Origin of the sequence: Flagellimonas beolgyonensis (genome assembly GCF_003992615.1) — a bacterium.
In the GTDB taxonomy this organism is placed as follows: domain Bacteria; phylum Bacteroidota; class Bacteroidia; order Flavobacteriales; family Flavobacteriaceae; genus Flagellimonas; species Flagellimonas beolgyonensis.
Map to the genome: position 1 here is coordinate 90,564 of NZ_RZMY01000013.1, position 11,624 is coordinate 102,187.

Genomic DNA, 11,624 nt, shown 5'->3' on the forward strand with positions numbered 1-11,624 from the left:
AAATCGACAAACCGTAATCAATGTTGGATAATCAGAAAAATCTGATATCTAGCTACGATTTTATGATGCGAAAAAAGGATGTTATCCCTCAAAAAGATCGGAGGATAAATAACGATCGCCACGGTCGCAGACAATGGATACAATGGTTCCACTTTCTAAGGTCTCCGCAAGACGCAATGCCACGGTAGCGGCACCTCCGCTACTCATCCCAGCAAAAATCCCTTCTTCCTTGGCTAGCCTTTTGGCCATTTCGATAGCCTCCAATTCGCTTACTTCCATTACCACATCCACTTTACTTGGATTGAAAATCTTGGGCAAGTATTCCTGTGGCCATTTGCGTATGCCCGGTATCTTGGAGTTATCGGTAGGTTGCACTCCCACAATTTGGACATTTGTACTTTGTTCCTTCAAAAAGGTAGAAGTCCCCATAATGGTTCCTGTGGTGCCCATACTCGATACAAAATGGGTGATTTCACCATTCGTGTCGCGCCAAATTTCTGGTCCCGTGGTTTTGTAATGGGCCTTCCAATTGTCATCATTGGCGAATTGGTTCATCATAATGTACCCTTCATCCTTCACTTTGGACTCCGCGTAATCTCGAGCACCTTCTATGCCCACATCGGCTGGAGTCAAGGTAACTTTAGCACCATAGGCACGCATGGTCTGTACCCGTTCCTTGGTAGAGTTTTCCGGCATTACCAATTCGATGTCCAAACCGAAAAGACTGGCTACCATCGCCAATCCAATACCCGTGTTGCCGCTTGTGGCCTCAATCAACTTCGAGGATTTCGTAAAATCGCCCCGTTCCAACCCACTTTTGATCATGTTGTAGGCTGGGCGGTCCTTAACACTTCCACCTGGATTATTGCCTTCCAGTTTAAATAGCACTTTTACATTGGGATTGGTGTTCAATACCTTGGATTCCACCAAAGGTGTGTTTCCAATAAGATCGAGTATACTTTTAGACATTTGGCGCTGTCTTAATTTTGATTTCAGGGGTATGAAAAACGGTTGAATTTGGTGGGACTGAGGCTGTGACCCATGCATTACCCCCAATTATTGAATTTTCGCCCACAACGGTATTGCCTCCCAAGATAGTTGCGTTGGCATAAATGGTTACATTGCTCATAATGGTTGGGTGTCTTTTGGTCTTCTCCAAATTTTTGGCCACATACAAAGCTCCCAAGGTGACTCCTTGATAAATTTTTACATTATCGTGAATAATGGCCGTTTCCCCAATCACAACTCCAGTGGCGTGATCAATAAAAAACGATTTCCCGATCTGGGCTCCGGGATTGATGTCCACACCAGTCTGTCTGTGTGCATACTCCGTCATCAATCGGGGTACCAAGGGCACATTTTGTTTGTAAAGTTCGTGGGCCAATCGATATATGGAAATGGCATAAAAACCTGGATAAGCCATATAAATTTCCTGGATAGACAAGGAAGCAGGGTCACAGTTCAGGATAGCTTCGGCATCCAGGTTCAATTTTTCCAAAATTTCCGGCAAATGGGAAACATAGTTGTCCCATAACTCGTTGCTGGGTCGTTCCAACTCCAAACAAGCCATATCCATCAAGCGGTTGAACTGCTTTTCCAGCAATTCCAAATTCACCGCTACAGGCGTATTCGCATCAAAAAGAGTGTAAAAAAGGGTATCGGTAAAATCTTCGGTTTCCTGTTTGAGCCTAAAATCGAGATAGGGCAATTTTTTATGCCTGTTCAGTTCGGCTATGATTTTTTCTTTGTCCATAATATGCACTATTGTCCTAAAATTATGCAATTCCTTACCATAGGCAGGGATAAAACGGTAACTTTAGTTTAAAAATAACATATCATCGATATATGGCGACCAATAGTACGATTTCGAAACCTGCATTTGATTTTTTAAAACAACTCGAAAAGAACAATAATAGGGATTGGTTCGAAGAACACAAGTCGGAATTTAAATCCCATGAAAAGACTGTCAAGTCTTTTTTTGAAGCTGTAAAAGATAACCTGAACCATCACGATGACATCGAAAAAATGAAAATGTTCCGTATTTATCGTGATGTGCGCTTTTCCAAGGATAAAACCCCGTATAAATCCCATTTTGCAGGTTCATTTTCTCGTTTGGGAGCCCATTTGAGAGGTGGGTACTATATGCACTTAAAGCCGGGGGAATCCTTTTTGGCCACCGGTTTTTGGGCGCCGAACAAGGAAGATCTTTTTCGCATCCGCAAGGAATTGGAAATGGACGCCTCTGAGTTTAGGCAGGTTATCGGTAATCCGGACTTTAAAGCGGTTTGGGGAGAATTAAAGGGTGAAACGGTGAAAACGGCACCGAAAGGATTTGATAAAGAACACCCCGATATCGATTTGATCAAACACAAACAGTACATTTTTGTACGCAACTTTGCCGATCAAGAAGTGTTATCCCCACAATTTTTAGGAGAAGTCGACCGGTCTTATCGAGCCATACGCCCTTATTTTGATTTGATGAGCGACGTGCTTACCACCAATTTGAACGGGGAATCACTCTTGTAAAAGTGCCTCATGGTCCAATAGTTGGACCTGATCTTTCAAGCGTTCGACCACCATGTTCATCATCCGCTTGTTCAATGCTGATGAATTGGATATGTAATCTGTGTACTCCTCTACGGTAAATTGCCCAATGACCATCCCTTTCAATGAATTTCGGAATTTGATGTCCTTTTGGATGGCACGCTCAATATATTGTAGCTTTTTCTCCAAGGAAAGATCATGAAAAACACCCTTGTGTTTGTTCACATAATTCTTGAATGCTTCTACGAGCAGAAAGTTTTGAAGCTTGATCACGGGTCGTAATGTTCGGTTTTGAAACCGCTCATCAAAACTCATTTGGCTATTAAAATGTGCTTGTGGAATTTCTGGACGAATGTCCAAAAGACTCTTGGATCGTGAATCCATGGCTTTTAGTTTTATTAAAATTACATAATGATCAATCTGTCCGTTTTTAAATCCCCATTAGTTGTCAACGATGTTATGAACATCCCATGCCACAATGCGATCATTTTTTGTCCGATCATCCATTACAAGCCTGCTTATCAAGGACAACGCCTTATTTTCAAGGAATTAAAAATCCAAAAGCCCTAAAATTGCGTACTTGCTATTACGGGAAACCGAATTATTTCAAATTGATAATTATATAAAATTAGTAGGGTTTAGGATGAACAAGCAATGTGAGATCAACCTAACTTTGCGGCAATAATTAATTAGTTTCAATATGCGATTTCATACACGAAAATGGGTAAAACCCGAAGATTTGAACGCCAATGGAACACTGTTTGGCGGGAAGGTCCTGGCCTGGATAGATGAAGAGGCGGTGCTATATAGCATCATTCAGTTGGAAAACAAGAAAGTAGTTACCAAATATATGTCCGAAATCAATTTTATGAGCACCGCAGTGGATGGTGACATCATTGAAATTGGTATCGATGTGATCAAATTCGGGGTCACCTCCATTTCCCTCAACTGTGAGGTTCGAAATAAAATGACCCACGAAAGTATCGTTACCGTGGACAATATCATTATGGTAAATCTGGATGATCAAGGCAATCCTAAGCCCCATGGCAAGACCAAGATCGAATACGTAAAAGATCGTTTGGCCAAGAAGGAAAAGGAGGAAGCCGTTTAGTTCATGGTTTGGGCAACGGCCTGAACCTCGTCCAATACACGCAAGAGATTTCCGCCCCACAATTTGGCGATTTCCTCTTCGGTATACCCTCGTTTTACCAGTTCCAAGGTCACATTGAAGGTTTCAGAGGCATCGGACCAACCTTCTATGCCACCACCTCCATCAAAATCGGAGCTGATGCCCACGTGATCAATACCGATGAGTTTCACCATGTAATCAATGTGGTCCACAAAATCGGACACATTTACAGCAGGGGGAATATTAGGGTCCTTTTCGGCCAGTTCCTTGGCGATATTTACCACTTTGGGGTAGTATTCAAAAAAGGCGTCCCTTTGTTCTTTGCTCAGTGTGGCGAATTGGGAACGTTCGTACCAATCAACGCCCAGGGAATCAGCCACTTTTTGGTACACTTGTTTCATGTAGTCGGCGCGCGCTTCATGTTTTTCCGTATTCAAATAGGAGCTGAAGGCCACGGTCTGCACCACACCACCATTTTCTTTCATGAGGAGCAATTGCTCGTCATCCAAGTTCCTACTATGGTTGCACAACGCTCGAGCTGAAGAGTGGGAGGCGATAATGGGCGCTTTGGTAAGCTCGATCATCTGTTTCATGGCTTCCTTGGAAGGGTGGGAGACATCGATCATGATGCCCACGCGGTTCATTTCAGCAACAGCCTGTTTGCCCAGGTCACTCAATCCATTGTGTAGCCAAACGCTATCCTGCTCACCGGTATTGGAATCACTGAACTGACTGTGTCCGTTGTGTGCAAGAGAAATATATCGGGCACCAAGTTTTTGGTATTCCTCGATTTTAGAAAGATCCTCACCAATGGGATAGGCATTTTCCACCCCGATCATGGCCACTTTTTTTCCAGAGTCCACAATTCGGCGTACATCCGCCGAGGTAAGGGCCAATTCAATTTGGTCGGGAGCTATTTCTTCACACAATTTGTGAATGGCCTCGAATTTGGACATAGCGTTGTCGGAAGCTTTGGCATATCCATCGGTACTCAACGTGTCTTGACCGGTATACACAATCAGCCAAGCCACATCCAATCCACCCTCCCTCATTTTGGGCAAATTGACCTGGGTATCCAGGTTTTGGGTATAGTTGATACTGTCTGTAAAATTTTTGACATTGATGTCGTCGTGGGTGTCAATGGTGATCACCGCATCGTGAATGCGACGGGCTTTTTCTTCCAAGTTTTCAGTGGCTTTAGGTTGTTTCTCTGCACAGGAAATCAGTGCGATAGTGCTCAATAAAAGGTAGAATTGTTTCATGGTTGGTTTTTTACACCTACAAATAACGCAATTTGACAACAAAATCCGAATCCTACGGAACATTAAATTGCCAGCCCTCAAGGGATTCCACATTTTAGGGTAAACATTCATAGTAATCAAACCATTGGGAACACGCGAATTACTCTTATATCTGGAAAAATTGGAAATCGGACTCAGCTCATTCTCATATGAAGAATTGGGCATTGTTGAGGCCGGAGAACTCAAAAAATCCTTTGAAATCTTTAAACACGGACTGGAAGACAAGGTTTTTGGGGTTTCCGAAATGAAACAACTCGAAACCATTTACCAAAAAGTGGGCATAGCAGGTTCAAGCAAAAAGTGCTTGGACAGAAAGGAAGCCAACCAAATGCAAAAATTGATCGCTGCATTGGAACAAACCCCTTTGACCCAAAAACAATATGCCATTGTAAAAGCCTTACAACAACTTACTCAAGAGCTTTTTGAAACAGAATCAAATACCCCGGAAAATATGCCGATCAGTTTTCAGACCATAGAAAAAAGTTTGGATTCGGGCTTTGCTGCCCACAAGATCAATTTAAAACCCGTATTGGAGGATTGCATGGGCCAAATGGAGCTCATGGAAGAACTGGTGCGGATGTTCAAGCACAATGTGTTGGAATTTATAGGCAGTGCCAAAGTACATTTGATGAACGAGGATTTCGTCAACTTGGAACAAGCTTGTCAAAAAATTGTGCCCAATCTAAAAATGATGAAGGCACATGAACTTACCGATATTGTCAACCAAATGGCCTTGATGAGCAAGACCGAACAAGATGCCAAACATCTGGCTTTCCTGTACGAACAATTTGTAATGGAATACCCCATGGTGCAGGAGCAGGTGGATTTTGAAATGGAACTGTTCAGAACCATGTAAATAAAACCGAACTATGGCGACCAAGGAATTGCCCGCATACCTGCAGAGTATTTTTTACCCGTTGTTCAAACATGCGAAAGATCTGGAATGCAAACTTATGTTGATGGATCAAATGCTGGAGGTAGGGGACCGGAAAGAGTTACCTTTTTTAGCGGAACTGGAAACACATGAAAATGCTAAAATCAGTAACAAGGCTTTTGAAATAAAAAGCAAGCTTCAGGATAAACTGGGCCTTATATCGGAAAGCGAACGAAGAAGATTGCCCATGAACCTGTGCTTTATTTATGACGAGTTCAATATACGCCCAAGCAAGGTGGATCCGGACTTGGAATTTGGAGTGACCTTGGATATCATGACCATGGAATAAATGGCAATTACACAACCAAATATGCCAAATTCACCACAAAATATTGTACCCGAATAATCTTTGATATAGATTCACGTTAATAGGTTAGACCCAAATAATAAACCCCGATATTAAAATGTTATACGACACCTACGGAGAAGAATACTTGGCATTTTTACAGGAGTTGAACGAAATTTTGACCGTTAACGAACTGGCCGAGCTTGATTATTTATAAGACACAAAACCCCAAATTCTGAAGCCATGAAAAATTATAATCACGACAACACAGCTTATCTGAATTTTATCCAGGATTTGAATAGTATCCTCACAGATTTTGATATTAATCTATTGAGTCACCCATAAGTTGTTTAAGTGAATATCATGGAAAAGGGGATGCGTTGTGCATCCCCTTTTCTATTTTATATCGAAATCTTTCACTAGCCCAAATAGGACTTCAGAATTTTACTCTTTGAAGTATGTCGCAATTTTCGAATGGCCTTTTCCCGAATTTGTCGAACTCGTTCCCGGGTAAGATCGAAAGTGCTGCCAATTTCTTCCAAGGTCATTGACGGTTGATTCCCGATGCCATAATACAAACGGACCACATCCGCTTCACGTGGTGATAAAGTGTCCAGTGCACGATTGATTTCCGTATTCAGGGATTGGTGCATCAAGCCACGGTCCGGTTTTGGGGAATCGCCCGCACGTAACACATCATACAAATTGGAAGTTTCGCCTTCCTTTAGTGGGGCATCCATGGACACATGGCGACCCGAATTTCGAAGGGATTGCTTTACTTCGGAAACGGTCATGTCCAATTCCTTTGCAATTTCTTCCGCAGATGGTGGACGCTCATGGGCCTGTTCCAAATAACTGAAGGTTTTCTTGATTTTATTGATTGAGCCGATCTTGTTCAGTGGCAGTCGCACCACACGGCTTTGTTCGGCCAAGGCCTGAAGAATGGATTGCCGGATCCACCAAACGGCATAGGAAATAAATTTAAATCCACGGGTCTCATCAAATCGTTTGGCCGCTTTTACCAATCCCACATTTCCTTCGTTGATCAGATCGGGCAGTTTCAACCCTTGGTTTTGGTATTGTTTGGCAACAGAAACCACAAAACGGAGGTTGGCATTGGTCAATTTTTCCAAGGCAACTTGGTCACCCTCCCTAATCCGTTGTGCCAATTCCACTTCTTCCTGCGCAGTGATCAAATCAATTTTACTGATGTCTTGTAGGTACTTGTCTAGGGATTTGGATTCTCGGTTGGTTACCTGTTTAATGATTTTAAGTTGCCTCATTCTTGCTTTGGATTTGAAAGTGATTTAAGCTTATATTATACGTTTTTATACCCGATTTTCCAAGCACAAAATGTTATTCTTATCCAAATCTTATGAGCTTGTACCGGATTTATCTTAAAAAAGGTTAAAGTTTCAATTGTTGATAGAATATTGATAGAATTCCAACATTGGCGTTTCCAGCGCCGACAAAAATCTCCTAATTTTGTAGGGTTTTTGAATTTGGAACGCTTAAGCCATTGATTCTTGGAGGTAAATAAAACAGTACATAAAAAAACACTATACGACTACCAGCAAGAAGATCTACGTAAGATCTTCAAGCATTTGGAAGAACTACCCGAGGGCACCAATATTCTCTACCAATTGCCCACTGGTGGTGGTAAAACCGTAGTGTTCTCCGAAATTACGCGCAGGTATATCCAAAATACCGGTAAAAAAGTCATTGTGCTTACCCACCGCATCGAATTGAGCAAGCAGACCTCACAAATGCTGCATGGATTTGGTGTGGCCAACAAAATCATCAATAGTGAGGTAAAGGAACTGTACGATCAAGACGATTACATGTGCTTTGTGGCCATGGTGGAAACCTTGAACAACCGACTTCAGGAAGAAAAGGTGGACATCAAGAACATCGGTCTGGTCATCATCGATGAAGCCCACTACAACTCCTTCCGAAAGCTGTTCAAATATTTTGATGAGGCGACCATCCTGGGCGTTACCGCGACACCCCTGAGCTCCAACATCAAGCTCCCCATGAAGGACCATTACAAGCATTTGATCATTGGGGAATCCATAAAATCATTGATTGAAAAGGAGTTCTTGGCCAAGGCCAACCTGTACAATTACGATGTTAGCCTAAAGACGTTAAAACTGGGCATCCATGGCGACTATACCGTAAAATCTTCGGATGAATTCTATGGCAACCATAGCATGTTGGGCAAATTATTGACCGCCTACGAAGAAATCGCAAAGGGTACCAAGACCCTAATTTTCAACAACGGTATCAACACCTCGCTCTATGTGTACGAAACCTTTAAAAAGGCCGGGTACAATATTCGCCACCTCGATAATAAGAACACGGCCAACGAGCGAAAGGAAATCCTGGAATGGTTTGCCGAGACTCCCGATGCCATCCTTACTTCGGTAAGTATCCTGACCACTGGTTTTGATGAACCCACCGTGAAATCCATCATATTGAACCGGGCCACACGATCGCTCACACTGTATTTTCAGATGATCGGACGGGGCTCTCGGATTTTGCCCGACAAAGATGAGTTTAATGTCATCGATATGGGAAACAACATTGCCCGATTTGGACCTTGGGATGCACCCATCGATTGGCAGGAAATCTTCCATTTCCCCGATTTCTACTTGGAGAACATTAAAAATGATGAAGAAATCGAGCGTGATTTTGTCTACGAAATGCCGGATGAACTCAAAGCCAAGTTCAGCAAGTCGGAAAACATCACGTTTGATATCAAGGAAGAATACAAGAAAGTCTTTGCTGAAGGAAAGAAATCCAAGTTGGTTTTGGAGCGCAGTATTGAGCAACATGCCCAAATCTGTGTGGAAAACAGCGAAGATGTGTTCGATGCCCGAATCTTGGCCAAGGAACTGAAGGATGAAATCGCCTATCGGGTGAAGCAGTATTCTTACTGTATTATGAATAACACCAAAAACTACAAGGAATGGTTGGAGGAAGACTACGAGCGTAAATTGCGCTCCAGTATTTCCAAAATGTTTGCGGCCCGAATGTAGCTTGCATGAATATTGGATTCTCGGCTCTAAAACTTCATACCTTCAACTTTGTACCTACAACTTCGTACTTTTAGCATTCACCTCTGACCCTTTGCCCAACTGCATGAAAAAGCTCTTTGTTATCGGTTTTGTATGGCCCGAACCATCGACCACGGCTGCCGGCAGCCGCATGCAACAATTGTTGGAAACCTTTAAAACCTTTGGTTATCAGATTACATTTGCTTCCACCGCTACCAAGACAGAATACAGCATGGATTTGGAGCAACTAGGCATTGAGGAGGCAACCATCGAACTCAACAATCCCAGTTTTGACACTTTTGTACAGGCATTGCAGCCCGATGTGGTGGTTTTCGATCGCTTTATGGTAGAAGAACAGTTTGGTTGGCGGGTAGCCGAATTTGCCCCACAGGCCATTCGTGTTCTCAATACCGAAGATTTGCACGCGCTGCGGAAGGCTAGGGAAGAAGCCTTGAACAAGGAGGTCGATTTCACACTGAACGGCTGGAAGAACCATCCAATGACACTGCGCGAGGTGGCCAGTATCTATCGGAGTGACCTGACTTTGATGGTCTCCAGCTTTGAAGAGGTACTTCTGAAGGAATTGGGCATACCTGACCAGTTTTTACTGCACCTGCCCTTGTTTTTTGATGCTATTTCAACAAAAGAAAAAGCTATATGGCCCGACTTTAATACACGAATCGATTTTGTGACTTTGGGCAATGGAAAACATGCTCCCAATGTGGATGCACTTCGTGTTTTGAAAACCAACATTTGGCCCCAAGTTCGACAGCAGTTGCCCAAAGCCCAACTGCATGTGTATGGAGCCTACTTACCGCAGCACGTATACGAATGGAACGACCCAAATACCGGATTTTTGGTCCATGGATGGGCCGAAGATATTTCCGATATCCTTCGAAGCGCGAGAGTGCTGTTGGCACCCCTTCGTTTTGGAGCCGGAATCAAGGGTAAATTATTGGATGCCTTGCGAAACGGCACTCCATCTGTGACTACTAAAATAGGGGCAGAAGGCATGTTCAATGATAAAAACTGGGGTGGTAGGGTAGCCGATAATTGGGCAGATTTTGCCCATGCCGCCGTACAATTTTACACCGACCAAAAACTATGGGAACGAGCCCATGCTGAGGGCATCAGAACCTTCAATGAACACTTTGACAAAGTCACCCATCAAAAAAAGTTGGGAGAGCGGTTGAAATATTTGATGGACAATCTTGATGCTCATCGAACCGAAAACTTCATGGGGCGATTGCTGCAACATCAAACCTTGACCAGTACTAAGTATATGGCCAAATGGATTGAGGCCAAGAATAAAAAACCATAGCTGCCCGACTTCAGTTGGAATCTTCAAAAACAAACACCTCCTCAATCCTCAAATCGAACACTTTGGACACATCATACGCCAATTGCAATGACGGGTTGTATTTGCCTTTCTCCAAAAATACAATGGTTTCGCGCCGCACATTCACCTTTTTGGCCAAATCCTCTTGGGTCAGGTTATGCTTGGCGCGCAACTCTTTAATTCTGGTTTTCATCCTTCAAACCCATTCTTGAATAATAGATCCAAAATCCGATGAAGATCAATCCCATGGCCAGAATCCCGATTTCAATCGGAATTCGGACATCCAGATCAGAGTCCATGGTGAAGATCAAAATAATGGGCCAAAGAATGAACGACACCGAAAAGGCACTGGCACCCGCTTTTTGTTTGATCCGAAGACTCAATTCATCATCTACGGGTAGGCCTTTTTTTTCATCTTTTATGCGTTTTAGCCCAACAAACAGACTTAAAAGCACCACGATCAAAACAAGTATGGCGGTGCCGATTTCCAACAATCCTAGGCTTTTACCTGTGGAGTAAAGCCATAAACCTCCCGAAAACATGACTGCACCTACCAAAACAAGGATCAGTGCGGTTTTTGTTGATTTCATGATTTTATATTTAATGTTAATTATTTCTAACATAAAGATAGAAATATTTCACATTAAAAAAGCCACTTTTACGTTAAAATATTGAAGTGTAAGATTTTGCGGTACTAACCACTTAGGCACGAAGTGTCACTCAGATCAGTTCCCTGAGCGCCCGCCTACCAGACGGGCAGGAAGTCGAAGTACGATGCGGAATCCATAATCTTATTCTTTGGCGGGAATGACAGAACAACATTCTCTTGGACTTCGTACAACTGTCATTTCGAACCGAATGTAGAGAGTGTGAGAAATTTGAAAAAAGAGATTTCTCAATCGGCACCATGCGCCTCATTTCGAAATGACATATTGGACACGAATTGCACGAATCAAACGAATTGTCATGTCCAGAACCCACTGGACGGGCAGGTAGTCGAAGCACGATATGGCATCCATCTTCTTGTTTTATGAA

At 42.9% G+C, this 11,624-nt stretch carries 13 protein-coding genes; 6 read left to right on the forward strand and 7 right to left on the reverse strand.

The genetic code is table 11. From position 1 onward, the window contains the following. Window positions 1-81: 81 nt before the first annotated feature. On the reverse strand, window positions 82-969 hold the full coding sequence (gene cysM, locus EO131_RS07150; RefSeq protein WP_127020342.1) for a cysteine synthase CysM: 888 nt from the start codon (window positions 967-969) through the stop codon (window positions 82-84). Further along, window positions 962-1,753 carry a serine O-acetyltransferase EpsC gene (gene epsC, locus EO131_RS07155; protein WP_127020344.1) on the reverse strand — a complete coding sequence of 264 codons (792 nt, stop codon included), beginning with the start codon at window positions 1,751-1,753 and terminating at the stop codon, window positions 962-964. Before epsC ends, cysM begins: the two co-directional genes overlap by 8 nt. A 92-nt stretch (window positions 1,754-1,845) precedes the next feature. Here epsC and EO131_RS07160 point away from each other — a divergent pair, with 92 nt between their 5' ends. After that, complete coding sequence (locus EO131_RS07160) at window positions 1,846-2,526, forward strand: DUF2461 domain-containing protein (RefSeq protein WP_127020346.1); 681 nt, start codon at window positions 1,846-1,848, stop codon at window positions 2,524-2,526. Here EO131_RS07160 and EO131_RS07165 read toward each other — a convergent pair. After that, the gene (locus EO131_RS07165; RefSeq protein ID WP_127020348.1) at window positions 2,515-2,928 is read right to left on the reverse strand and encodes a glyoxalase; all 414 of its coding nucleotides are present in this window, start codon (window positions 2,926-2,928) and stop codon (window positions 2,515-2,517) included. The two genes, EO131_RS07160 and EO131_RS07165, sit on opposite strands and share 12 nt — an antisense overlap. Before the next feature lie 316 nt (window positions 2,929-3,244). On the opposite strand from EO131_RS07165, the gene EO131_RS07170 reads away from it, so the two are divergent. Continuing rightward, complete coding sequence (locus tag EO131_RS07170) at window positions 3,245-3,655, forward strand: acyl-CoA thioesterase (RefSeq protein ID WP_127020350.1); 411 nt, start codon at window positions 3,245-3,247, stop codon at window positions 3,653-3,655. Here EO131_RS07170 and EO131_RS07175 read toward each other — a convergent pair. Beyond that, window positions 3,652-4,935, reverse strand: coding sequence for a dipeptidase (locus EO131_RS07175; protein ID WP_127020352.1), 1,284 nt, complete (start codon window positions 4,933-4,935; stop codon window positions 3,652-3,654). The two genes, EO131_RS07170 and EO131_RS07175, sit on opposite strands and share 4 nt — an antisense overlap. 124 nt (window positions 4,936-5,059) lie before the next feature. Here EO131_RS07175 and EO131_RS07180 point away from each other — a divergent pair, with 124 nt between their 5' ends. Continuing rightward, the gene (locus tag EO131_RS07180; protein WP_127020354.1) at window positions 5,060-5,830 is read left to right on the forward strand and encodes a hypothetical protein; all 771 of its coding nucleotides are present in this window, start codon (window positions 5,060-5,062) and stop codon (window positions 5,828-5,830) included. A gap of 13 nt (window positions 5,831-5,843) precedes the next feature. Next, entirely contained in the window at window positions 5,844-6,197 is a 354-nt protein-coding gene (locus EO131_RS07185; RefSeq protein WP_127020356.1) for a hypothetical protein, read from the forward strand. Between the two features lie 416 nt (window positions 6,198-6,613). On the opposite strand, the gene EO131_RS07190 is transcribed toward EO131_RS07185, so the two are convergent. Further along, the gene (locus EO131_RS07190) at window positions 6,614-7,477 is read right to left on the reverse strand and encodes a sigma-70 family RNA polymerase sigma factor (protein ID WP_127020358.1); all 864 of its coding nucleotides are present in this window, start codon (window positions 7,475-7,477) and stop codon (window positions 6,614-6,616) included. Between the two features lie 243 nt (window positions 7,478-7,720). Between EO131_RS07190 and EO131_RS07195 the strand changes: the two genes are divergently transcribed. Both EO131_RS07195 and EO131_RS07200 read left to right on the forward strand, forming a co-directional pair. Further along, on the forward strand, window positions 7,721-9,232 hold the full coding sequence (locus tag EO131_RS07195; protein ID WP_127020360.1) for a DEAD/DEAH box helicase: 1,512 nt from the start codon (window positions 7,721-7,723) through the stop codon (window positions 9,230-9,232). A 103-nt stretch (window positions 9,233-9,335) separates the two neighbouring features. Beyond that, entirely contained in the window at window positions 9,336-10,571 is a 1,236-nt protein-coding gene (locus tag EO131_RS07200) for a glycosyltransferase (RefSeq protein ID WP_127020362.1), read from the forward strand. 10 nt (window positions 10,572-10,581) lie between these two features. Here EO131_RS07200 and EO131_RS07205 read toward each other — a convergent pair whose 3' ends face one another. Further along, entirely contained in the window at window positions 10,582-10,782 is a 201-nt protein-coding gene (locus tag EO131_RS07205; RefSeq protein WP_127020364.1) for a helix-turn-helix transcriptional regulator, read from the reverse strand. Continuing rightward, window positions 10,766-11,179 (reverse strand): DUF2178 domain-containing protein, encoded by a 414-nt coding sequence (locus EO131_RS07210; protein WP_127020366.1) that lies wholly within the window; start codon window positions 11,177-11,179, stop codon window positions 10,766-10,768. Before EO131_RS07210 ends, EO131_RS07205 begins: the two co-directional genes overlap by 17 nt. Window positions 11,180-11,624: the final 445 nt, after the last annotated feature.